Here is a 22,818-nt window from a genome sequence, read left to right as displayed (position 1 = left end):
CCAAGCCAAAGGAGCGCCTCGCATGCTGGACAAACTCAATCAGATTTATCCAGTGCGCTACACAGCGTTCATGGCCTCGGTGGTTTTACTGATCTTCACACTGCTTGGTGCAGCTGTGATGGGGCTGAGTGGTTGGTGGCCCGCGCTGTTTTTATGTCTCAGCGTCATCGGCCTGTACGACTTGCAGCAATCGCACCATGCGATCTTGCGCAACTACCCCATCCTTGGGCATTTGCGCTTCATGCTCGAAACCATCCGACCTGAAATTCGCCAATACTTTTTAGAGTCAGAAACCGAGGCTTCGCCTTTCTCACGAGCTCAACGCACCTTGGTCTACTCACGGGCCAAGGGCGCTTCTGACAAACGACCTTTCGGCACACAACTGGACGTGCGTGCCATCGGCTATGAATGGATCAACCACTCCATCGCCCCCACCAAGCTATCCGGTCACGACTTCCGCGTGAAAATCGGTGGCAAAGATTGCACACAGCCCTACGACATCAGCCTGTTCAACGTCTCGGCCATGAGCTTTGGCGCTCTGAGCGCCAATGCCATCCAAGCCTTGAACTTAGGCGCCAAACTGGGCGGTTTTGCACACGACACGGGTGAAGGCTCGATCTCGCGTCACCACCGCGTCAATGGCGGCGATTTGATTTGGGAAATCGGCTCTGGCTATTTTGGCTGCCGCGATGAGCAAGGGCATTTCAGCCCCGAGAACTTCACCGAGAACGTGCGCTCACCGCAAGTGAAGATGGTGGAGATCAAACTCAGCCAAGGCGCTAAACCTGGGCATGGCGGCGTTTTACCCGGCCCCAAGGTCACAGAAGAAATCGCAGAAGCACGCGGCGTGATGGTGGGCCAAGACTGCGTGTCTCCCGCCACCCACAGCAGTTTCACCACCCCCTTGGAATTGATGGCCTTCATCCAACAGCTGCGTACCTTGAGCGAAGGCAAGCCCGTGGGCTTCAAGCTCTGTATCGGTCACCCCTGGGAATGGTTTGCGATTGTCAAAGCCATGCTAGAAACCGGCATCCAGCCCGACTTCATCGTGGTCGATGGCGCCGAAGGTGGCACAGGCGCCGCGCCGCTTGAGTTCTCAGACCACATGGGCATGCCCTTGCAAGAAGCGCTGCGTTTGGTGCACAACACCTTGGTCGGCGCAGGTTTGCGTGATGCCATTCGCGTCGGTGCCAGCGGAAAAATCGTGAGCGCCTTTGACATGGCACGCACTTTGGCACTGGGTGCTGATTGGTGCAACAGCGCACGCGGTTTTATGTTTGCCCTAGGTTGCATCCAGGCACAAACCTGTCACAGCGGCAACTGCCCCACGGGCGTCACCACGCAAGACCCCACACGTCAAATGGCGTTGGTCGTGCCCAGCAAAGCAGAACGCGTGCACAACTTCCATGCACACACACTGGAAGCCCTGCAAGAGCTGATGGAAGCCTCCGGCTTGCAAACGCCGCATGACTTCACACCGCGCCACATCATGCGCCGGGTGAGCGAAACGCAAACACTGCATTTGTCTGACCTGGTAGACACCATCGCACCCGACGCCTTGCTGAAAAATGATGTGAGCGCATTGCCTGCGGTGTTCAGCGATTGGCCGCTGAGCAGCGCACGGAGCTTTGCAGTCCAAGCGGCATAACCCAAACTCCCATGAAAAAAGGCGGCCTAAAGGCCGCCTTTTTTCGTTCATCCACCAAAAGATCAGTCAGGAACGCGAGGGTACTGAATGGGTTTTTCCCGCACGATGACTGGCTGAGGCGCTGCGGCTGCGGCAGCAGCTGCGCGGGCTTTCTCTGCCGCGCGCTCAGCGGCAGCGGCCTTTTCTGCGGCAGCTTTGTCAGCCGCCGCTTTGGCTGCACGAGCTGCTGCCGCACGTTCGGCAGCGGCACGTTCAGCGGCAATTTGCTCAGCTGATTTCTCTTGTTTCTCAGGCTGCATGCGCATAGCCACTGCACGCTCGGCAGCCGCTCTTTGCTGCGCCAAACGCTCAGCAGCAGAGGCTTTTTCAGAGGCAGCGGCAGCTTTTTGTGCATCAAAAGCCGCCTTCTGTGCATCGCCCGCAGCTTTGGCCGATTGCGCAGCTTTGTCTGCAGCTTTTTGAGCCTCCCCTGCTGCGGCAGCAGCCTTCTCCACCGTTTTCTCAACGTTCTTGATGGCCGCTACTTCTGCGGCCGTCTGTGCGCGTTCACGCACTTGCACAGCCGCATTCAAATCAGATTTGATTTTCTGAATTTCAGTCAACAACACTTGCGTGCTCGGTCCTTGCGGCGCGGCAGGTGCGGGTGGTTGGACACGCGCAGATGCTTTTTCGGCCACAGACTGCAACTTCGAGTCAAACGACTGGAGCTTGCTTTCCAAACCCGTCAACTGCTTTTGCATGTCCTTGAATTTGAGGTCGCTGGACTTGTTGGCTTCCACCGCCACCACCGCAGGCATAGCGGCCATGCTCTTGCCGATTTCTTCCAAGCGTTTCGCCACTTGGGTTTGGGTGGTGATGACTTCGTCTTGCTTTTCGGTAATTTCAGAAAAGTCAGAATTGGTTTTACCGATGGCCGTCAGGCTGGCATCGACCTCGATCACACGCTTGGCCATGGCATAGACCATGGTGTCGAGCTCTTTGATGGACTTGCTCATCTTCAAGGTGATGGCAAAGAAAATACCCATCGCAATCAACAAACATGCGCAAAACGCCCCCAACATGATGCGTGAATGCATCACATTGCGGCGGTTGTTTTCTTGAATCTTGGACACCACAGCGCGCATGGTGGCACTGACGTCAGCCGCAATAGAAGCCGAACGTGTGGAGACCTCAGCAGAGTCAAGCACCACCGATGTCAGTTCTTCAATTTGACGTGCCACCTCGTTGGTGTCTAGCGATTGAGACGCGATTTCGTTCAAGCGGTCCGCAGTTGCCCCAACATCAACGATGGCTTCTTCAGGCGTGACCACCTCTTCTGCAGTTTTCTGTTCTTCAGCCATGTTCAAGCCTTTGTTGTCTTGTTTCGTTCATCAAGCCGGTCTAGGCGGGCGTTGAGTGTGTGTATGTCGTCCGTGAGCTTGCCCATGCGGACATGTAGCTCTTCAACCCATAGATCGGCTTGAACTGGCGCGTCTTGAGTGGCCTCTATGGGCGCGGGGTGCGCAGACACCTCAAACACCGGTGCAATTGGCAGCGCTTCGGCTGGCGCCTCATCGACCAGCTCGGTGAGCGTGGGCACCTGAGACAGCGCTTCGGCTGTTAAGCCCTCAGCGTCTGGGGATAAATCAGGCACCGAAATATGGGGCAATGACTCAGGTTGATAACCCGGCTCAAACGGCGGAGGCTCGACATGAATACCTTCATGCACAGGCGCATCAGTGAGGCTGGGTTGGTCGTGTTCTTGGCTCATAAGGCGCGTTCCTAGCTAGGCGTCAGGACTTCGTAAATTGGGTTTTCATCGACTTGGTGCTACGCAACCAGCCTTTGGCCAGCAATGGGCTGGACTGCATGAACGTATCGGCTTGAGTCTTGGTTTCAAAAGGCCCAGCCACCAAAATGAAATAGCGCTTGCCCGAGTCTTTGTGGCGCGCACGCATGATGCGGGCCTTGGCATAAACCGCATTGCTGCGCTGAAAACTGCGCATCTCATCTTGCGTGTCCATGGCGGCCAGTTGGACCACATAACCATTGGTGGGCAATTGGTTGACCCATGCCTCATCTGAATTGGCCTCTGGTTTGGCTTCCGCCTTTGCCTCAACCTTGTCAGCGGGCTTCTTTGCCTTCGGCTCGGCCGATGCGACAGCGACGGGTTCAGAAGCCACCACCGCAGCGGGCACGGCCGACACAGCCATGGCACTGGCCGCAGAGGCCACTTGGTCGGCTTGGCTCGCCACGCGCGCAGCATCGCTGGCCACGGATGCGGCCAGCTCTGCAGCAGCCAAGGCCTCGGCACTTGCGGCTGCGGCAGCGGCAGCAGCACTGGCCGCTTCATCAGGGGCAGCCACGGCGGGTGTGCCGCGCAGCAGATATTTCTTCAACAACTCAGCTTCTTCCAGCACCAAATCTTTGTACATGAAGCCAAACGTAGCCATCGACAAAAGCAAGACCAACAGCACCCAACCTGCGTACGATTTGCGCGCAGGACGTTTGAACAGGTCCACATCGGCAGATGCCGCTGTTGCGCCAGCCAAAGGCGTTGGCGAACTCAAGGTAGGTTCACGTGAGGCATCGGGAGCAAGCGCAGCAGCAGATGCCGTCACAGGCGGCACAGATGGCGCAAGGGCGGGCGCAACCGATGACAAGGGAGGCGGCACAAACGCGGGCAAAGGCTCGACGTCCAACTGGGGCTCTTGCTTTTTACCAAAGCCTGGCACGCGCCAAGCCGTTTTGGTGGGGAGGTTGAGCAGCTTAGACACAGGCGTCACTTCATCGCTGAGCGTGGGTGGCTCTGGCAAGAAAGAAGGCTCAATCAAGGTGGGTTCAGGATCGGGTGTGGTGGCGACCCAATCGGTTAATTTTTGCTTGGCCTCACCGGCTTCGGTTTCAACTTCCCACTTGAGCAAGTTTTTGCCAAACGCTTCCAGCTTGCCGTGGTAATTGCCCGCGCTGTTGATGAGCAAAATCACGCTGATGTTGCCAGCCGGAAAACCATTGACCAAACGGGCCAACAACTGCAACTCAAAGTCTTGCATCAAGATCGAGTCACGGAATAGCAAGAAGCGACGTGGCGCGTGTTTTTTGTCTTTCTCCAGCGCTTGGTCGAGCGTGATTTCAGACAGAATTTCGTTGAACTTTTGAACCAGCTTTTCTGAGTTGGTCGAGCTGCACCACTCGATGTGGCTTTCACCCTTGGCGCGCAGACGCTCTTCAAACAAGCTGCCGTAGTCATCGAGCACCCTGTCGTGGTCGCTCAACACGGCAAGATTGATACTGCCTTCGGTCAAAGACTTCAGGAGGATTTCAAATCGCAACCGGTCACCGGGGCTTTGGTAGATGTCAGTCATGCAGGCTCAAACTTCGGGTCTTAAGAGTTCATCAAAGCGCCGTTCGAATCGAACTTCATGTCGTTCGGAACGGAGGGCGATGGTTTGACCACTTCCTGGCCACGACCATAAGACTGGTTCAGGCTGAACACATAGGCAATGACCTGCGCAACAGCGTGGTACAGCGCCTCTGGAATCGGATGATCCAGCTTGGTCGTGAAGTATAAGGCGCGAGCCAACAAAGGCGCCTCAAAAATATAAACGTTGTGCTCTTTGGCTTCCTCACGGATACGGGCTGCCAAGCCGTCTTCGCCCTTGGCAATCAAGAGCGGCGCACCGTCGCCCATGGGGTCATACGACAGGGCCACCGCAAAGTGTGTGGGGTTGGTGATGACCACGTCAGCATCTTTGACTTTGCTCATCATCTTGTTGTTCAAGATTTCATGTTGGCGACGGCGGATTTGGCCCTTGACCTCGGGGTTACCTTCCGAGTTCTTCATCTCGTCGCGCACCTCTTGCTTGGTCATTTTCAGTTTTTCGTTCAACTGATGGCGTTGCAGTGGCACATCGACCAAGGCCACCAACACCAGACCGAGGCTGAGCCAAACACATGAATCCACAATGATGGTGCCAGCCACTTTGATCGCGGCATTCAAATCCATCTGCGAGATATGCGTGAGGTCTTCCAAGTTGTTCATGACCGAGACCAACAAAATGGCACCGACCAGCAAGAACTTGATCAAGGCTTTGCCCAAATTGATCAAGGCATCTTTGCCAAACATGCGCGCCAAACCCGTCATCGGGTTGAGCTTGCTGAACTTGGGCATGACCATTTGGGGCGAGAAGATCAATCCCCCCGCCAACGTGGTCGACAAAATAGCGATCACATACAGAATGGCCATCAACGGCAACACAATCAAGAAACCATCCACCATCGAGTTACCAAAAATTGCGGGCAGCAATTCGGCCTTGTCGGTGATGCGGCGATCAAACTGCAACTGGCTTTTGAACAAGCTACTCATGCCGTTGAAAATTTGGTGCCCCATCATGCTGAAAAACATGGTGGCGATCACCATCATGGCTGCAGGCGCCAATTCTTGCGAACGCGCGATTTGCCCGTCTTCACGGGCTTTCTTCAACCGCTGCGCCGTGGGTTCTTCGGTTTTGTCTTGGCCGCTTTCTTCCGACATGTCAGCCTCCCAAATACGAACGCAGCATCATGAATGCCTGCGTCCATACCCAATCAATGCGAGCCACGTTGTTGCCCATTGAAAAAATCATGACGATGAAACCCGTCAAGATCAGCGCGGGAAAGCCCACGGTAAAAATATTCAAGCTGGGTGCCGCACGGGCCACAAAACCCAAACCCACGTTGATGAACAGCAACGTCATCATCACAGGCAAAGCAATCAACAAAGCACCCAAAAACATCATGGAGCTCCAGTTGATCATCTTGCCCAACATGTCTTGGCTGAAAAAAGGCTGGCCAATGGGGATGAGTTTGAACGACTCCATCACCAAGCCAAACACAATCAAATGGCCACCCATGCCCAAGAAGACCAGCGTGCCCATGATGTTGAACAACTGCGATAACACCGGCACGCTGCCCATGTTGGGGTCAACCATGTTGGCCATGGACAAGCCCATCGAGCCCGACATGGCTTGGCCAGCTACCACCAAGGCGGCCGAGGCCACTTGGAACACCAAGCCCATGGTTAAGCCAATCAAAATTTGACGCGAAATTTCCATCAAGCCGTCGGCAGTGACAGGATCAATCTTGGGAATCTCAATTTGCTGCGATACAAAAAATGCCATCGCAAACGCCAGTGACATGCGAATGCGCATATTCACCGCACGGGCTGAAAAAATAGACGTGAACGCCAAAAACGCAGACAAGCGAAGCAATGGCCAAATGACGACCAAAAACTTGTCTAGGATTTCAATGAGCGAGGCGTTCATGGCGTCAAGGTGCGTTACATGAACAAGCTAGGGATGCGGGTGAAGATACTCTTGGTGTAGTCCACCATCGTATTGATCATCCAGCCACCGGCCAGTGACATGGTCAAACCAATCGCCAAAATCTTAGGAATAAAACTCAAGGTTTGCTCGTTGATCGAGGTGGCGGCTTGAAAAATACCCACCACCAAACCCACGATCAAACCCACCGCCAGCAAAGGGCCTGAGATGATCATCGTCATCCACAGGGCCTGGCGGGCCAAATCAACAACTGCTGCGCTATCCATGATGCGGCTCCTTAAAACACAAAGCTGTTGGCCAGCGAAGCCATCAACAGCGTCCAACCGTCAATCAACACGAACAGCATGAGCTTGATCGGCATCGAAATGATCATGGGCGACAACATCATCATGCCCATGGACATCAACACGCTGGCGACGATCAAATCAATCACCACAAACGGGATGTAAATCAAGAAACCAATCGTGAACGCGCTCTTGATTTCAGACGTGATGAACGCTGGCATCAAGGTGGTGAATGGCACTTGCGTGGCATCTGTCAATTCACGACGGTTAGAAATTTGCATGAACATGGCAATGTCGTCTTCACGGGTTTGCTTGGTCATGAAATCGCGCACAGGCACTTCGGCTTTGATCAAGGCTTTGTCAAAGTCGAGGTTGCCGTTCATGTAGGGGCCAATCGCTTCTTTGTAAACCGTCTCGAACACGGGCGACATGATGAAGAAGGTCAAGAACAAGGCCAAACCGACCAACACGGTGTTGGGCGGCGTTTGCGCGGTGCCAATGGCTTGGCGCAAGATCGAGAGCACGATGATGATGCGCACAAAAGACGTCATCATCAACAGCATGGATGGCAACAGCGTGAGCGTGGTCATCAAGCCCAGCAATTGCAGGCTCATGCTGTACTGCTGACCACCTTTGCCAGCGCCCGAAACGTTGACCAAGGGAATGCCTTGGGCGTGGGCCATCATGGGCAACGAAGCCAACGCCACCAAGAGCAAGCCCAAGATGACGTAGAGAATTTTTTTGGTGATGGGCTTACGCAGCATGGCTGGCCTCCTGCGTCCAAGCGTGCAGTGTTTTCACTTCTGCGGGACTGACACTGGCCAGCACCATTTGGTTGTCAACTTGGATCAACACCATCTTGTGCTTCAAGCTCAACGGCAAGGCCTCCAGCACTTGAATGCGTTTTTCTTCGGCACCGTTCGCTGCAAAACCGCGGTTGCGTTTGACCCACCACAGGGCGCCGCATAGCAGCAGCAACACGCTGAGCGTGCTGGCGATGAATTGACCCCAATCGAAACTTTGCATGATGTTTTTCCTGTGCGCGATGACGGTTTTTTGACACTGGACGTGCCTATCTCTAGGGGTATTGCAAGGCACGTGCCAGCTTCTCGGCACGGTATAGTTATTTCATGCATCACCTCAAAGCCCTCCTCCTTGCCAGCCTCGTGCTCACCAGCAACTTCACGCTTGCCGCTCAGTGGATGGCGGTGGGTTTGTTTGACATTGGTACTTTTTATGTGGACCTCGACAACATCACCCACGCGGGCGAGAACCACAAAGCGTGGACCATGCTGGACTACCGTGATCCCAAAGTACACACACCCACGGGCAAGAACTTCAAATCCACCCGCATGCAAATGGAGTTCAACTGCAAAGAACAAACCGTGCGCACCTTGTCGCTGTCGTATCACACGGGCGTGCGTTTGAGTGGCGACACCTTATCGACCGAAGGTGTGATTGGCCCGTTTGAGCCTGTGCCACCTGAGACCCCCATTTTCAAAATCATGCGTTTGGTCTGCTGAGCACGCATGGGCTTGCTTCGCGATCTGATCCATGCAGGCGGCACGGGTGGTCTGAACTGGCACGTGCATGCGCATTACTCACGCAAGCGCTGGCAACCCACGGTGCAGTTGGTCGATCAGTTCTTGGCGCAAGTCGCACCGAAGTCTGACCACTTGTTGCTCATTGGCGGCAGCGCGGGCTGGATGATGCCGCCGAGCTGGTTGGCGCGTTTCAAGCGCATCAATGCTTACGACATTGACCCCTTGGCACCTTGGCTGTTTGACTGGCGCCATGGCCGCCGCCTCAGGGCGATGGGCATTGAGGTGCATCACCATCGCTTAGATGCGCTGGTGGCTTTGCCAGAAATCTTGAACGAACACCCACAAGCTTGCGTTTGGTTTGACAACGTGCTGGGCCAACACCGCTACCGCGTACGTGATGAAGCGCGTGTGGAGCGCGAACTGGGACAACTCAAAACCACACTCCAAGGCCGCAACTGGGGCAGCTTGCATGATGTGTTGTCGGGCCCCACCGATGGACGCTTGCTGCCTGCAGGTTTGAATGTGTGGAGCCACCACGTCACCGCCAAGCAAGGCATGGTGCCTGCGTTTTCACAAAAGCTGTTGGCCAGTGTGGGCGCCAAAGAGGTGTGGCAAGACCACCTCACCGGCCATGTGTTTGCACCAGACACGCACAGCACATGGATGCCTTGGGCGTTCAAACCCAACTATTGGCATTGGCTGCAAGCAGGTTGGGTCAGCGCTTGATCAGTGCTTGAGGTTGTAGAGGGTGACGCCTGCGGCGTCCATTTCTTTTTGCTCGCGCTTGCGATGGAAATCACGCACTGCCTTGAGGTCTTGTTCGACCAAGGTTTCCATTTGGATGCGTTTTTGCTCAGCCGCTTTGAGGGCTAAACGTTTGACCTCTGTCGCGTGTTGGGCTTCATTCAAATCGATGTTCACGCGCGCAATCAGCGCTTGCAGCTGCTGCATGAAACCCCGAAAGTTCAAGGTCTCGGCCATGCTGTGTGGGCGACTTTCGGCTTCCTTGCTTCGGGTCACGTAGTCGGCATACAGCAAGTTCATGCGTTCGCAGCTTTGTTCCAAATGCGTCACACGGTCGCGTGCTTTTTTCAGATCAGCAAATGCTTCATCGCATTTTTCTTTGGCTTTCTTGGCCAACACAGGCCATGCGGCGCGTGGCTTCATGACAGCATGTGGCTCAGTTGGTTACGCGTCATCGCGTAGTCCTGGCCCTTGTCCATGTCTTGGCGCAAAAAGTCCACCATTTGCTCGCGCAGGCGAATGGCTTCGTCCAACTCGGGGTTGCTGCCCGCTTCGTACGCACCCACTTGCACCAAATCGGCGTTTTGTTGGTAGACCGACCACAAGCGGCGCAGCTTGTTGGACTGCTTCAATTCTTCGGGGCTCACCAAGGTTTGCATCACACGCGAAATCGAACCGTTCAAGTCAATTGCGGGGTAATGCGCTTGGTCCGCCAAGCGACGTGACAACATGACTTGACCGTCGAGCGACGCACGCGCGATGTCCACAATCGGGTCGTTGCCGTCATCGCCTTCAGCGAGCACGGTGTAAATCGAGGTGATCGAGCCATGGCCATGGCGGCCTACACCACCACGCTCAATCAAGTTGGGTAACAAAGCAAACACGGAAGGTGGATAGCCTTTGGCAGTCGGTGGCTCGCCAATGGCCAAGCCAATTTCGCGTTGGGCATGGGCCACACGGGTCAAGCTGTCGCACAGCATCAACACGTTTTTGCCTTGGTCGCGGAAATATTCAGCCACCACGTGTGTCATGTGCGTGGCTTTGAGGCGCAGCACGGGCGACACGTTGGCGGGTGCCGCAATCACCACCGACTTGGCCAAGCCCTCTTCACCCAACGATTCATGAATGAACGCCTGCACTTCGCGGCCACGTTCACCAATCAAACCAATCACCACGATGTCGGCTTTGGTGAAGCGCGTCAGCATGCCCAAGAGCACGCTCTTACCCACACCGGAGCCCGCGACCAAACCAATGCGTTGGCCACGGCCAATCGTCAATGCGCCATTGATGGCCTTGACACCCACATCCAAAATTTGGTCAATCGGGCCGCGCTCCATGGGGTTGAGCGGGCGGCCCAACAGGCTGAGCTGATCGGGCAAATGCGGCATGGGCTTGCCATCAATCGGCATGCCTCGACCATCAATCACACGGCCTAAAAGTTCGTTACCCAAATTCACCATGCCGGAGTTAGACATCACGCGCACCGTGTCGCCAGGGCCCACACCGACGGGGTCGGTGAAGGGCATCAGATACAAAGTTTTGTCGTTGAAACCCACCACCTCGGCTTCCACGCGGTGGCCGCCTTGGCCGATCACTTCGCAGCAGGCGCCCAAGGGAGCCATGATGCCGCGCGTCTCCAAAGTCAGTCCCACCAAGCGCACCAAGGTGCCGCTGCGTTGCGGCTCAGGCGTGCGCAGCTTGGGCAAGCTGGTCTGAACTTCTTTGGCAAAGTCGAGCATGTTTATTTACCGACCTGAATCATGCCGCGAATGACATTGGCCACGCGACTCTGGTCGGCTTGCACCACCATGCGCACCACGCCCACTTTGTCTTCGTAACTGTTGGCGCTGTTGAGCAACTCTGGCGGAATGGTTGGCTTCTTGGCTTTTTGTTGTTCTTTGCGGATGCGCTCTTTGATTTCGGCCAAGGTCTCGCCTTCGCGAATTTCAATTTCACCTTCGCCCAAAGCTTCTTCTTCGTCAGCCGCTTCTGCGGTCTCGGCTGTGACGGCCTCCCCTTCTGTGGGTGAGGCATCGGCGGCCACTTCTTCTGGCGTTTCAACCACATCAGGCATTGCGGGCTGCTCAGCCAAGACCTCAGGGGATTCTTCCACCACAGGTTCTGGCACCACTTCAGCCACAGGCACGGGCACCACTTCGGGTGCTGGCTCGGGTTCGAACACAGGCTTTGGTTTTGGCTTTTCGGGTTTTTCCAAAAGCAACATTTGGTATTTGATTTTGTCGGCGCGTTGGGCCTCAAACAATTCGGCTTTGCGAATCATCTCGCGCTCCACCGCTGCAACCGCTGCTTTTTGCATGTCGCTGTTCGATGCTGCATGGCCCACCATATTGAGCACAAAGGGGCGCACGATGGTCACGATCACGACCATGAAAATCAAACCCATCAACAAAGTATTGATGACATCAGGAATGAACATCGCCGTCCTCCGCTTCTTCTTGAACTTCTAAAATTCGTTGTGCCAAAGGCGATTTGGCACGCCACTCGTCCACATCGACCAGCAGGGCACGTGCCAAGCCTTCGAGTCGATGTGCGACCAAATCTTCCACCACCGTGTCATTGGCAAACACGCGCACACTGCCCATTTGCATGTCATGCACGGCTTCGAGGCGCATGCCTTGGATGAACTCAGAGGCATGTGTTTGCAAGCGCTCTTTGTCTTGTGGGTTGAGTTCCAACACCACGGCACCATGCACAGGGTGGTCTAACTCATCCAAGCAGCGTTGCACCAAGCGCTCAATGGCTTTGCTGGATGTTTGCAACTCACCCACCACCACTTGCTCTGCAATGTGCAGGGCGAGGCGTTTGAGTGGCTCGAAAAATTTCTTCGGGTCTTCAATCAAAGCACCCAGTTCGGTCGAGACGTTTTCAAACAGCACACGTTGCGCGGCCATTTCTTCGGCCACCGCTTCACGCGCTGCTGTGTCACCTTCGGCCAAACCTTGTGCTTTGCCCTGCTCTAAACCTTGCTGCAAGCCCTCGGCCAAACCTTCAGCTTTACCTTGCTCTAGTCCTTTGGCAAGGCCCTCAGCCATGGCTTTTTCAACCGCTTCGGCCAACTGCACCGCAGCTTCTTCTTGGGCTTGGGCCAGGCCCTTGGCAAATTGTTCGGCTTCGCGTTGTTCCACCTCTTCAGGGGGAATGCCACCGACAACCGCAGGCAACTCAGGCTCTTGCGGCTCGGTGATCACAGGGGCTTCTTCAGCCACCACTTCTGCCACGGCATCTTCGCTCGCAGCCAGTGTTTCAGGTGATGTTTCTGAATGAACCACCACAGGCTCAAGCGCATCCACAGGTGCGGCCTCCAACACCTCGGCTTCAACGATCACCTCGTCCGGCACATCGGGATGAATCACGATGGGGTCGGCCACTTTGTCGTCTGACGTGATGGGGCTGACCACCAAAGTTTCAGCCAATTCGGCTTGCGCCATGGCACGTTTCAACACCTCGGCATCCACGTTGGCACGCAGCTTCGAGACGCGCGTGGCCCCGAAGTGGTCCATCACAAACGGCAAATGCTCATTGGTTTCTGTGCCTTCTTGGGGCGCAGGTTTTTCTTCACCAAACGATTCGTTGCGGTACTCCCCCTCTAGCAGCGCCAGCGAGGCTTGTGCCTGTTTGCTCAGCGGCTGCTTGGTGGGCTGGTAATGCGCGGCCGAGAACCCGCTGGACTTGGCGGGAAAGCCAAGCTCAGCAAACGCCTGCGGCTCATCGCTGGTCCAGCTGGTCGTGGCATAGCCACGGCTGCTCAACTTTTTAGCGATGCCGGCATTGGGCTGCCAAGGAACGTCAGCCCGAGCGGGATGAGGTTGATTAAACAAAGTCTGCGCCGCCCAAGATCAATTCGCCCGAATCGGACAACTTACGCGCCTTGCGCATGATTTGCTTTTGCGCGTCTTCCACGTCGGCCATGCGTTGTGGGCCTTTGGCCTCCATGTCGTCGCGGAACATACCGCGCGCACGTTCGGACATGTTGTCGAAGAAGCGCGCTTGGCAATCGTCGCTGGCGTTTTTCAAAGCCATCATCAACAAGTCTGGCTCCACCGCACGCATGAGCACCTGAATGCCTTTGTTGTCCACGCTGACCAAGTTCTCGAAGGTGAACATGTTGTCTTGAATCTTGAGCATCAAGTCGGGGTCGATTTCATTCAGGCCACTCATGATGCTGTTTTCCAGCGCAGTCTTCGTCAAGTTCATGATCTTGGCTGCGGCTTGCACGCCACCAAAACTGGATGACTGTGCCGATGCGTTCTTAGAGAACTGTTGCTTCATGATGGCTTCGAGCTCGGCCATGGCAGACGGCTGCACGGTGTCCAAACTGGCCACGCGTTGAATCACTTCAGGGCGCACATCGGGTGGCAAATAGTTGAGCACGTCAGCGGCCACTTCGCTCTCCAAGAGCGACAAGATGATGGCCACCACCTGAGGGTGTTCGCCGCGAATCATGTCGGCAATGCCACGGGCATCCATCCACGTGAGGATGTCCAAACCTTTGGTGCCCTGGCCCGGCATGATGCGGCCCAACACCGAAGCGGCTTTGTCGTCACCCAAAGCCAAGCGCATGACTTTTTCAACATAGTCCGCACCACCGATGCTGACGTTGTTTTGGTTTTTCAAATGGTCGACAAACTCGTCGAGCACATAGTTGACTGCTTCTTGTGAGAAGTTAGCCACCTGCACCATCGCGGCGCCCAGGGCTTGGACTTCTTTGGGGCTCAAAAATTTGATGATTTCCGCTGCTTGCTCTTCGCCCAGCAACAGCATCAACACGGCAGCACGTTGGGTGCTGGTAATGCCTGCAAGCTCGGCTCGCAGTTTGTCGGTCATCACAATGGTGTCGTCAGCCATGATTCAAATCCTCGGAAAATTTATTACTTCTCGATCAAGCTCTTGAGCACACCTGCCACGCGGGTGGAGTCTTCAGCCATGATCATGCGAATCAACGCCACTTTATCGTCATACGAATTCGCTGTGTTGAGCAAGTCGGCAGAAATCGACTGCTTCTTAGGCTTCATGCTCGCCATGCGGGCCTTGACCTCTTCCAGCGTTTCGCCTTCTTCAATTTCAATGTCGGCGCCTTCGGCCTCTGCGGCTTCTGCGGCAGCGGCATGTGCAACAGCGGCGGCTTCGGCTTCAACCGCTGCTTTGGCAGCCATCTCATCAGCCAAGGCTTCGCGTTCAGCAGCCAAGGCTTCTTCACGCAGTCGTGCTTCTTCACGCAAACGGGCTTCTTCGGCGGCCTTGGCTTCAGCAGCCAGTCGGGCTTGCTCAGCTGCATACGTGGCTTCTTGAGACAAGCGGGCTGATTCTTCGGCGGCACGCATGGCCTCTTCAGAAATACGCAGCATCTCGCCGTCGTGTGATTTCTTGGCAAAGGCGGCAGCGGCTTGGGCTGCTGCATTCTCAGCGGTCGCCACATCAATCGCCATCTGGGCTTGATTGGTGGCTGCATCAGCAGCGGCCGCAGCCAAGGCTTTGGGATCGATCTCGGGGGCCAACAAGCGGCGCACCATCGGGCGGACCACCGTCAAGAGGATGAGCAAGAAGATGCCACCCACCACACCGGCGTTCACCATGACTTGGTAGTTTTCATCACGCCACCATGGAATCACGGTTGGGTCGTATTGAGGCTCAAACTTGGTGCCCACCACAGTGACCACATCACCACGGTCGTTGTTGAAGCCCACGGCGCCTTTGACCAATTGGTTCAAGCGTTCGATTTCTTCTGGGGTGTAAGGCACTGAGGTTGGGGTTGAACCGTCGGCGTTCTTTTCGACCTTGGCACCCGGGGCCACAGGACGTTCGTTGATCAACACACCCACACCAATTTTGGTGATCGTGCCCATGGCACCTTTGGTGTGACGCACGGCGCGATCGAGTTCGTAGTTTTTGGTGCTACGGGCTGTCACTTGCACGCCTTTTTCGCTCACGCCCTTCAAGGGGTCGGCGTTGGTTTGCGTGGTGGCTTGTGGGTTGGTCGGCGCTGGCGGTGTGTTGGACAACGAGCCAGGAATACCAATCGCATCACGGAAGGTGTTGCGGTCTTCCACAAACAATTCAGAACGGGTCTTAGGACCTTTGTCTTGTCCGTCAAATTCTTCGTTGGTCACTTCGGTTTGTGTGAAGTCCAAGCTCATGCTCACCTGTGCGGTCACGTTGGTCTCGCCCACGATGGGCGCCAACAACTGGATCAAGCGGGTGCGATAGAGGTCTTCCATCTGTTGCTTGTGTGTCAACTGTTGTGCGGTCAAGCCCAAAGGCGCTTCCGTCAACATGTCGTTCATCAAGCTGCCAAAGTTGTCCACCACCGACACGTTTTCTGGTGCCAAGTAAGGCACGCTGGAAGCCACCAACTGGATGATGGCTTGCACGTTGGCCGATGAAATGGTGCGGCCAGGCAAACGCGTGATGATCACAGAAGCCTTGGTGGGTGCGCGGTCACGCACAAACACGCTTTGCTTGGGCGCGGCCAAATGCACACGGGCTGTTTTAATGCCACCGATTTGCACAATGCTGCGCGCCAGCTCTTGCTCCATCGCGTTGTTGTAGCGCACCTGCTCCATGAACTGGCTGGTGGTCATGGCGGGCATGTCTTTGAGGTTGTCCATGCCAGAGGCTTCTGTGCGAGGCAAACCTTTAGAAGCCAGCAACATGCGGGCTTCTTGGTAACGGGTGGTGGGCACAGAGATTTGGCCAGTGTTGGCATCAACCTCGGGCTTGTACTCACCCGTCTTCAAGGCTTCGATGGCCAACTGCTTGTCTGCATCGTTGAGCATCAACACCAATGGACGGTAAGGCGTGGGCTTCATCGAGGTGAAGAACACAGCCACTGACATCAGCAGCATGAAGATCACCACGAAAGGCAAAGCCTTGCGCACGCTGGGTTGGCGCAACACGTCCATCACCACCGCGCCTGGGCCTTCTTTGGCGTTGAGCCATGCGGGCATGTTGTTCGCATTGCCTGCGGCTGAACCGTTGGCGCTGTTCGCGCCAGTGGTTTCAATGCCGGTGGCCACGGGCATGCCCACAGCGTTCATGTTTAAGGTATCAGTTGCCATATCAGTCTCTCAATCCTGTATCAAACAGGCATGTTCATGATTTCTTCGTACGCTTTCATCACTTTGTTGCGTACTTGCAAGGTGGCTTCAAAAGCCAGTGACGATTTCTGCATGCTCAACACCACTTCGGTGAGGGGCACTTCTTCGCCACGGTCGTAGGCGTCTTGCATAGAGGATGACTTCAGTTGCGTCTCGTTGACGCTGTCGAGTGCGTTTTGCACTGACTTGAAAAAGTCAGGTTGGCCTTGAATCTTGGCGGGTGATGTTTCACCAGCAGGTGAATTCACACCGGTGGCCTGCGTCTGGTGCGAACGCAGGGTTTCAATCATGGATTGAATATTGGCGTTGGAGATGCGATCAATCATGCGGAGGCTCCTTCATGCATGCCACGGGTGCGCATTTGCGCCAGCTTGTAGCGCAAGGTGCGTGGGCTGATGCCCAACTTGGCAGCCGCTTCCATGCGGCTGTCGGTGCTTTGGATGGCGGCCATGATCACTTGCAGCTCGCTGGCTTTGACCGCGCTGTCCAAGTTGATGGGCGCTGCTGGCTCTTCACGCATCTCGATCGGCGCCATGGGCGCAGGGTTGTATGCAGAGACAGGGGCGTAATACGTTGGCGTTGCAGCAGCTGGCATCAAAGGGGCAGCCGGTGCGACAGCCACAGGCATGTCCACTACTGGGGCTTGTGGCAAAGCAGCCGTCATCGCTGGCATGGCTTGCTCGTCCATCTGCGCATCATCAAACATCAAATGTGCGGGGCTGATGGTGCGGCCACCGCTCAACACCACGGCGCGTTGCACCACGTTTTCGAGTTCGCGCACATTGCCAGGCCAGGGGTAGCTTTGCAACTGCACCTGCGCTTCAGGCGTGACCGTGAAAGGCAAACCACCTTTGACATGACGGGCCAAGGACTGCGCCACCAAAGGCACGATGTCGCCTGGACGGTCTTTCAGCGGCTGAATGCGCAAGCGGAAGGTGCTGATACGGAAATACAAGTCTTCGCGGAATTCGCGTTGCTCGATGGCGAGCTTCAAATCTTTGTTGGTCGCCGCGATCACGCGGATGTCGAGATCGATGGTGGCTTCGCCGCCCAAGCGGTTGAGTTTTTTCTCTTGCAAGACGCGCAGCAACTTGGCTTGCAAGTTCATGGGCATCTCGCCAATTTCGTCCAAAAAGATGGTGCCGCCGTGGGCTTGTTCAAACAAACCTTTGTGCTCTTTCAAAGCGCCTGTGAAAGCGCCCTTCTCGTGACCGAACAACATGTCTTCTATCAAGTGCTCAGGCATGGCCGCGCAGTTGAGGGCTACAAACGGGGCCTTGGCGCGAGGTGACGATTCGTGCAACACACGGGCCAACACTTCTTTACCAGCGCCTGTGGGGCCGACCAACAAAGCGGTCACATCAGTTTGCGCCACGCGTTGGGCCAAGGCCAACAAATGCTGACTGATGGGGTCCACAAACACGTAGCTCTTAGTTTTGAGTTCGGGGGCGTTCAAGCCTTTCACAGCGCCTTGCCAAGCTGGGGCAGACCATTCGTCTGACGACAACACATGCAAAGCACCCAAGCGCATCGCGTCCACAGCCACTTCCATGCGGCGACGGTCCACGCGGCACAGCACGGGCACGGTGTGGCCGAGTTGGGCAATGAGGGTTTGAACTTCTTGGAGCAGCTCGGCGCTATCGCCCAAGCGAATGACCAACACATGTGCGCGGCGCAAAGCCAGCGTGAGGTCGCCCAAGGTAGACACAGTTTCCAGACTGATACCTGCGGCATCCAGCTGGGCGCGATCTGCGGCGTCGATTGGACTGAAAGGGTCCAACCACACGGCATGAATTACGTTGACAGAAGAAGCATTCACTTTGAGTACAGTCCGAAATAAAGGTAAGACTGTTATGCAAAGGCCGTGCCAGGTCGTTTTGTAACCTATGTAATTAAATTAATGTGGTAAACAGGCCTGCGAGGGTCAGTTTCTCGACGTTGCGACGAGTTACCGACAGGCTTATTAGAGGCTTTTTGGGCCTTATTCGCTGATTCTTGCTTGGCTGGTTTAGGCGAGAAACCGCCACAAAACCGCCCGTCCGTGCGCAGCACCTCCAACGAGGGAACCACTTTCGAACGAAAGCCCATGAGCTTGCAGCCGTAAGGCATGCGCACATCCCACGTGATCGCCATGTAGCGACACTCCCAGCAATTGGGGCCCTTGGGTAAGGGTGTGGGGCTAGTGGCTGCCATTAACCACCCAAGAGTTTCATCACCGACTGTTGGCTGGTGTTGGCTTGCGCCAGCACCGCTGTAGCGGCTTGCTGCATGATTTGCGTCTTGGCCAAGTTGGTCGAAGCCTGCGCGTAGTCCGCGTCTTCGATCTGGCTGCGCGAAGCAGACAAGTTCATCGACACATTGGTCAAGTTGCTGATCACGTGGTCCAAACGGTTCATCACCGCACCCATGGTGGCGCGTGTGGCGTTGATCTTGTCCATCGACTCATCCAGCATGGTCAACACAGCGGTGGCACCTTCACGTGAATTGATGCGTGCGGAGCGCTGCTCCACATTCAAGTCCACGTCGCCGGTGATTTGGCTGGTGATCGAGCCGTTCTTGCCAAAGTCAGCCAAATCGATGGTGATCATTTGGTTGGCACTGGCGCCCACTTGGAAAGCCAAGCGGCCCACCTTAGGAGGATCCATCGCGGCACTGGATTGGCCACCAAACTGCCCCACCTCAAAGCCCATGGCTGCGAAGTTGCTGTTTTTGCCGAAACCGTCATCACCAACCGACACCGTGAATGGTTTGCCTGTAGCCTTGAGCAAGGCCATGCGATCCGAGGGTGGCGCACCTTCGGGTGCCACCAAGTTAGGCAATAAGGCTGGGTCAGAAATCATGCGCACGGTGCCATACAAGGTTTTGGCTGTGCTGGACTTGTTGGTCGCGTTCAAGATGCCTGTGACATCGTTGTTACCCACGCTGTTTGGCGTGATGGTTTCGAGCTTCATGGTCAGATCAGACGTGAGCGGGCTCACCGAAGCACCTGTCAAATCAAACGACGTACCTGGAACTTTGGAGGTGAGCTGCAAAGCGTCACCCACGATTGCGACACCGATGTTCTTGAGGCCTGAAGCTTCAATTGCCGTCTTCAGCTCCACTGCCATGTCGGCAGCGGTTGCTGCGACGCCCGCAGTGGTGATGCTCTTACCGTTGAGCTTGATGGTGACTTTGTCACCCGCCGTGATGCTGCCGCCCAAAGCCACTTGCGAGACCTGGGCCACCGAGCCACCTTTGTCCAAACCGAAGCTGGCGGCAGACAAATCTTCCACGCTGCTGTCAAACCACACCGACAAGTTGCGGCCGTCACCCGACAGGGACACACCATAGCCGTTGTCACTGGCTGTGACGCCATGTTGGCCCAGACGTTGGTTGATGGCGTCCACCACTTTGTTGCGACGATCCAACGGGCTGTCCATGGGGTCGAGCTCGACGGTCACTTCAGTGCCGTTCACAAACAAGGACTGTGGGCCCTTGTCTGGCTTTGGCAAGACCGTGGTCACAGCACCTTGTGTGATCACAGGGTTGGCAAATGCACGCACCCCTGTTTCAGGCGAATGCGAGTTAATGGCCGCAGCAATCGCAATCGCACTGGCAGTTTTATCGCTGCTGGTGGACACGGTGCTCGACAGTTTGTCGTCCGCCGTGGTTGTGGCGCGAATCTTCACACCATTGATCACCAAGTCATTGGCGCTCAAAGGCTTCACGTCCGCAGGAATATTGGGCTTGGTCACGCCATAGACCTTGTCGTTAGTCACTGCACCATCTACGCTGGTGTCAGCCACTTTCAAGGAATAGGCAATGCCAGGGAAGTCTGCGGTCAACAGCAACTCATCCGGCGAATTGCCCGCAGTGGCGGTCACACCCACGTCTTTGACTTTAGAAATCAAAGCTTGGCGAATTTCAGCGGCAGTTTCGCCGGCTGCGGCTTTGTGCGTGAATTCCACACCATTGATGGTGAGCGAGAAGGTTTCATCTGCCGCCGCACCAGAAGCACCTGTAGAGAATTTGACACTCTCCACTTGCGCTTGCGTGGCCACCACAGGCGAACGCTCGCTCGTGTTGAACACCGATTGGTTTTTGGTGAAGTTACCGGCAATCAAACCTGAGCGGCCAATGTCACCAATGGCAGACGAGGTCAAGATCACAGGCGCTTGAATTTTGGATTCGAGCGAGAACGTACCCGCTTGCACACCTTCGCGCAGACCAATGCTTTGGCCAAACACGTTGGCGTTGAAGTCGGTTTCGAAGCGCACTTCGATGTTCCGACCATCAGCGGCCACCAAGGTCACGCCTTGGTTGTCAAAGCCCGTATCAATCGCCCTGACACCTGTTTTGTCGGCAATCATGTTGATGGCACGAACTGTATTGGCGCGCGTTTCGCGAGGGTTGTTGAGCACCGTGGTGATGTCAGCGCTGGCAAAGCCGTTGATGAACACAGCACCTTTGACCACGTTGGTCGAGCTCATGGCGCGGCCTGTGACGATGTTTTCGTTCACTTTGGCAAACACACCCGTGCCTTCCACCGTGCGTTGGTGCTGAACGGTGGTGTCCACCGTGCCGACCAAGCCTGTGGTGCCTGCGGCAACCACCACGTCAGCCACATCACCCTCGTTCACCGAGTAATTGAAGCCAATCGTGCTGCTACCCGCAGAGTAAGAAATGGTGCGACCTGTGCCTGCGTCATACAAAGGGCTGGCCTTCAAAGCTGCTGCAATCGCAGCGGCAGCTTGCACCGGTGTTTGGTGGATGGTTTCATTGAGCTGAATCGATACACCACCCACTTTGATGGTGCCCGACTTAGGCGTGCCCATCAATGTCAGGGTTTGTGACTCGCCCATCGAGATGGTCGAGCTCACTGCTTTGCGGTTGATCGCGGCAGCCTTGGCAATCGCGCTGCCTGCGGCGTTGTTGGCGGGAGACAAGGTGTCGTCTTCGGCAAATGTGGGGCCCACATCAATGCCGTTGATCAACAAGTCGCCAGCTTTGAGGGCCGGAATACCGCCAGCCACATTGACTTCCATCGCCACAGCGCGGCGAGACACGTCCATCGCGTTGCCTGCGCTGTCGCGGAAGGTGTAAGTCATGTCGTTAGAAATCACTTGGCCGTTCAAACCTTGGTCACGTGCAAACGTGACGGTGGTGCCATCGGGGTCGCTCAACACACCTGTCAGCTCAATGGTCTTGCCGTCGCTGGTCAAGAAACTGGCTGTCAATTTGCTTTGCGTGGAATCTTCTAAATTGGGCGTCCAATCAATGGTGAGTGCGCCACTCTTCAAAAATTCGCCTTGGCCGTTCACAAACGTTTCGCTGGCAGCCACCACGGCATAGTCAGACTCAGTTTGTGACGCAATCGAATAGTTCAAAGAACTATCCAAGGCCGCAGACACAGTCACGTCAACTTTGGACACATCTTTGTCTGAGCTGGCGTACTTGATGACCAAGCTGTCGCCGTCAATCGTCACTGTGCGACCTGACGAGGCTGAGAATTGTGGGTCTTGCTTCAGTGCATCGCGCACTTCAAGCAACATATCGGCCAAATCAGTTTTGGTCACCGACACATTCACACCGTCAATGGTGATCGAGCGGTCTTCGTTCGCGCCACCCATACCCGCGCCAGTGCCTGTGAAGTCAATGCGCTGGGTCTCGCCCACATCTGCGCCTGAAATCTTGCGCTCTGTGGTTGGGTTGACATAGGCCGTTGAAAACTCGCTGGTCGCTGTTGTCTTATAGACAGGCATCTCGCCCACACGCTCACCTGCCGTACCGTTCAAAACGGGGAAGCCGTTCCATTCGGTGCTTTCAGCGATGTGCACGATCTCTTGCTTGAGCTGTTGGAACTCCAAGTCAAGGTAAGAACGTTGTGCGTTGTCGTTGGTGTCGTTGACTGCTTGAATCGCCAACTCACGCATGCGTTGCATCATGTCAGTGATTTCGTTGGTCGCGCCTTCAGCCGTCTGAATGAGGGTGATCGCGTCGCCTGCATTACGCACCGCTTGGTTCAAGCTGCGAATCTGATGCGTCATGCGTGTGGCGATGGCCATACCTGCTGCGTCATCGCGCGCCGAGTTGATGCGTTTGCCTGTAGACAACTGTTGCATAGCCACGGACTGGCTTCTCTCAGTAGAGCGCAAGGCTGCCTGAGAGAACAATGCTTTGACGTTGGTATTGATAACTGCCATT

At 55.6% G+C, this 22,818-nt stretch carries 20 protein-coding genes; 3 read left to right on the top strand and 17 right to left on the bottom strand.

Going from position 1 to position 22,818, the window contains the following annotated elements:
- The first annotated feature begins 22 nt into the window (after positions 1-22).
- Positions 23-1,648, top strand: a complete 1,626-nt coding sequence (locus LINBF2_RS02395; protein ID WP_281890123.1) for an FMN-binding glutamate synthase family protein — start codon at positions 23-25, stop codon at positions 1,646-1,648.
- 62 nt (positions 1,649-1,710) lie between these two features.
- Here LINBF2_RS02395 and LINBF2_RS02390 read toward each other — a convergent pair whose 3' ends face one another.
- From LINBF2_RS02390 to LINBF2_RS02355, 8 genes are all read right to left on the bottom strand, one after another.
- A complete protein-coding gene (locus tag LINBF2_RS02390) occupies positions 1,711-2,988 on the bottom strand; it encodes a hypothetical protein (protein WP_104796471.1) in 1,278 nt (425 codons plus the stop codon).
- Positions 2,989-2,990: 2 nt separating this feature from the next.
- Positions 2,991-3,398 carry a hypothetical protein gene (locus LINBF2_RS02385; protein ID WP_281890121.1) on the bottom strand — a complete coding sequence of 136 codons (408 nt, stop codon included), beginning with the start codon at positions 3,396-3,398 and terminating at the stop codon, positions 2,991-2,993.
- Positions 3,399-3,420: 22 nt separating this feature from the next.
- A complete protein-coding gene (locus tag LINBF2_RS02380; protein ID WP_281890119.1) occupies positions 3,421-4,992 on the bottom strand; it encodes a hypothetical protein in 1,572 nt (523 codons plus the stop codon).
- A gap of 20 nt (positions 4,993-5,012) precedes the next feature.
- Positions 5,013-6,161, bottom strand: a complete 1,149-nt coding sequence (gene flhB, locus LINBF2_RS02375) for a flagellar biosynthesis protein FlhB (protein ID WP_104796474.1) — start codon at positions 6,159-6,161, stop codon at positions 5,013-5,015.
- A 1-nt stretch (position 6,162) separates the two neighbouring features.
- Positions 6,163-6,930 carry a flagellar biosynthetic protein FliR gene (fliR, locus tag LINBF2_RS02370; protein WP_104796475.1) on the bottom strand — a complete coding sequence of 256 codons (768 nt, stop codon included), beginning with the start codon at positions 6,928-6,930 and terminating at the stop codon, positions 6,163-6,165.
- Between the two features lie 14 nt (positions 6,931-6,944).
- The gene (gene fliQ / locus LINBF2_RS02365; protein WP_104796476.1) at positions 6,945-7,214 is read right to left on the bottom strand and encodes a flagellar biosynthesis protein FliQ; all 270 of its coding nucleotides are present in this window, start codon (positions 7,212-7,214) and stop codon (positions 6,945-6,947) included.
- Between the two features lie 11 nt (positions 7,215-7,225).
- Positions 7,226-7,918, bottom strand: a complete 693-nt coding sequence (gene fliP, locus LINBF2_RS02360; protein ID WP_281891270.1) for a flagellar type III secretion system pore protein FliP — start codon at positions 7,916-7,918, stop codon at positions 7,226-7,228.
- Between the two features lie 67 nt (positions 7,919-7,985).
- Positions 7,986-8,258: a flagellar biosynthetic protein FliO gene (locus LINBF2_RS02355; RefSeq protein WP_281890115.1), complete on the bottom strand. Its 273-nt coding sequence runs from the start codon at positions 8,256-8,258 to the stop codon at positions 7,986-7,988.
- Positions 8,259-8,362: 104 nt separating this feature from the next.
- Between LINBF2_RS02355 and LINBF2_RS02350 the strand changes: the two genes are divergently transcribed.
- Positions 8,363-8,755, top strand: a complete 393-nt coding sequence (locus LINBF2_RS02350) for a surface-adhesin E family protein (RefSeq protein WP_281890113.1) — start codon at positions 8,363-8,365, stop codon at positions 8,753-8,755.
- Positions 8,756-8,761: 6 nt separating this feature from the next.
- Positions 8,762-9,502 (top strand): hypothetical protein, encoded by a 741-nt coding sequence (locus LINBF2_RS02345; RefSeq protein ID WP_281890111.1) that lies wholly within the window; start codon positions 8,762-8,764, stop codon positions 9,500-9,502.
- Here LINBF2_RS02345 and fliJ read toward each other — a convergent pair whose 3' ends face one another.
- The 9 genes from fliJ to LINBF2_RS02300 form a co-directional block, all read right to left on the bottom strand.
- Positions 9,503-9,943: a flagellar export protein FliJ gene (fliJ, locus tag LINBF2_RS02340; protein ID WP_281890109.1), complete on the bottom strand. Its 441-nt coding sequence runs from the start codon at positions 9,941-9,943 to the stop codon at positions 9,503-9,505.
- Positions 9,940-11,259, bottom strand: a complete 1,320-nt coding sequence (locus LINBF2_RS02335) for a FliI/YscN family ATPase (protein ID WP_281890108.1) — start codon at positions 11,257-11,259, stop codon at positions 9,940-9,942. The genes fliJ and LINBF2_RS02335 overlap by 4 nt, the downstream gene beginning before the upstream one ends.
- 2 nt (positions 11,260-11,261) lie before the next feature.
- On the bottom strand, positions 11,262-11,957 hold the full coding sequence (locus LINBF2_RS02330; protein ID WP_281890106.1) for a hypothetical protein: 696 nt from the start codon (positions 11,955-11,957) through the stop codon (positions 11,262-11,264).
- The gene (locus tag LINBF2_RS02325; RefSeq protein ID WP_281890104.1) at positions 11,944-13,359 is read right to left on the bottom strand and encodes a FliH/SctL family protein; all 1,416 of its coding nucleotides are present in this window, start codon (positions 13,357-13,359) and stop codon (positions 11,944-11,946) included. The genes LINBF2_RS02330 and LINBF2_RS02325 overlap by 14 nt, the downstream gene beginning before the upstream one ends.
- On the bottom strand, positions 13,352-14,386 hold the full coding sequence (gene fliG, locus LINBF2_RS02320; RefSeq protein ID WP_281890102.1) for a flagellar motor switch protein FliG: 1,035 nt from the start codon (positions 14,384-14,386) through the stop codon (positions 13,352-13,354). The genes LINBF2_RS02325 and fliG overlap by 8 nt, the downstream gene beginning before the upstream one ends.
- Positions 14,387-14,409: 23 nt before the next feature.
- The gene (gene fliF, locus LINBF2_RS02315) at positions 14,410-16,596 is read right to left on the bottom strand and encodes a flagellar basal-body MS-ring/collar protein FliF (protein ID WP_281890100.1); all 2,187 of its coding nucleotides are present in this window, start codon (positions 16,594-16,596) and stop codon (positions 14,410-14,412) included.
- 20 nt (positions 16,597-16,616) lie between these two features.
- Positions 16,617-16,961 carry a flagellar hook-basal body complex protein FliE gene (gene fliE / locus LINBF2_RS02310; RefSeq protein WP_104796486.1) on the bottom strand — a complete coding sequence of 115 codons (345 nt, stop codon included), beginning with the start codon at positions 16,959-16,961 and terminating at the stop codon, positions 16,617-16,619.
- Positions 16,958-18,454, bottom strand: coding sequence for a sigma-54 dependent transcriptional regulator (locus tag LINBF2_RS02305; protein WP_281890097.1), 1,497 nt, complete (start codon positions 18,452-18,454; stop codon positions 16,958-16,960). Before LINBF2_RS02305 ends, fliE begins: the two co-directional genes overlap by 4 nt.
- A 373-nt stretch (positions 18,455-18,827) precedes the next feature.
- Entirely contained in the window at positions 18,828-22,817 is a 3,990-nt protein-coding gene (locus tag LINBF2_RS02300; protein ID WP_281890095.1) for a flagellin, read from the bottom strand.
- Position 22,818: the final 1 nt, after the last annotated feature.

Origin of the sequence: Limnohabitans sp. TEGF004 (assembly GCF_027924965.1) — a bacterium.
GTDB lineage: Bacteria > Pseudomonadota > Gammaproteobacteria > Burkholderiales > Burkholderiaceae_C > Limnohabitans.
This window is presented reverse-complemented; position numbering and strand designations above follow the sequence as displayed.

Bases quoted from the DNA above. Each gene is read 5' to 3' on its own strand.
- fliG (WP_281890102.1), bottom strand. From the start codon at position 14,386: ATGGCTGACGACACCATTGTGATGACCGACAAACTGCGAGCCGAGCTT.
- LINBF2_RS02390 (WP_104796471.1), bottom strand. From the start codon at position 2,988: ATGGCTGAAGAACAGAAAACTGCAGAAGAGGTGGTCACGCCTGAAGAA.
- fliP (WP_281891270.1), bottom strand. From the start codon at position 7,918: ATGATGGCCCACGCCCAAGGCATTCCCTTGGTCAACGTTTCGGGCGCT.
- LINBF2_RS02300 (WP_281890095.1), bottom strand. From the start codon at position 22,817: ATGGCAGTTATCAATACCAACGTCAAAGCATTGTTCTCTCAGGCAGCC.
- LINBF2_RS02350 (WP_281890113.1), top strand. From the start codon at position 8,363: ATGCATCACCTCAAAGCCCTCCTCCTTGCCAGCCTCGTGCTCACCAGC.
- LINBF2_RS02395 (WP_281890123.1), top strand. From the start codon at position 23: ATGCTGGACAAACTCAATCAGATTTATCCAGTGCGCTACACAGCGTTC.
- LINBF2_RS02355 (WP_281890115.1), bottom strand. From the start codon at position 8,258: ATGCAAAGTTTCGATTGGGGTCAATTCATCGCCAGCACGCTCAGCGTG.
- flhB (WP_104796474.1), bottom strand. From the start codon at position 6,161: ATGTCGGAAGAAAGCGGCCAAGACAAAACCGAAGAACCCACGGCGCAG.
- fliJ (WP_281890109.1), bottom strand. From the start codon at position 9,943: ATGAAGCCACGCGCCGCATGGCCTGTGTTGGCCAAGAAAGCCAAAGAA.
- LINBF2_RS02335 (WP_281890108.1), bottom strand. From the start codon at position 11,259: ATGCTCGACTTTGCCAAAGAAGTTCAGACCAGCTTGCCCAAGCTGCGC.
- fliE (WP_104796486.1), bottom strand. From the start codon at position 16,961: ATGATTGATCGCATCTCCAACGCCAATATTCAATCCATGATTGAAACC.
- LINBF2_RS02380 (WP_281890119.1), bottom strand. From the start codon at position 4,992: ATGACTGACATCTACCAAAGCCCCGGTGACCGGTTGCGATTTGAAATC.
- fliF (WP_281890100.1), bottom strand. From the start codon at position 16,596: ATGGCAACTGATACCTTAAACATGAACGCTGTGGGCATGCCCGTGGCC.
- fliR (WP_104796475.1), bottom strand. From the start codon at position 6,930: ATGAACGCCTCGCTCATTGAAATCCTAGACAAGTTTTTGGTCGTCATT.
- LINBF2_RS02345 (WP_281890111.1), top strand. From the start codon at position 8,762: ATGGGCTTGCTTCGCGATCTGATCCATGCAGGCGGCACGGGTGGTCTG.
- LINBF2_RS02385 (WP_281890121.1), bottom strand. From the start codon at position 3,398: ATGAGCCAAGAACACGACCAACCCAGCCTCACTGATGCGCCTGTGCAT.
- fliQ (WP_104796476.1), bottom strand. From the start codon at position 7,214: ATGGATAGCGCAGCAGTTGTTGATTTGGCCCGCCAGGCCCTGTGGATG.
- LINBF2_RS02330 (WP_281890106.1), bottom strand. From the start codon at position 11,957: ATGTTCATTCCTGATGTCATCAATACTTTGTTGATGGGTTTGATTTTC.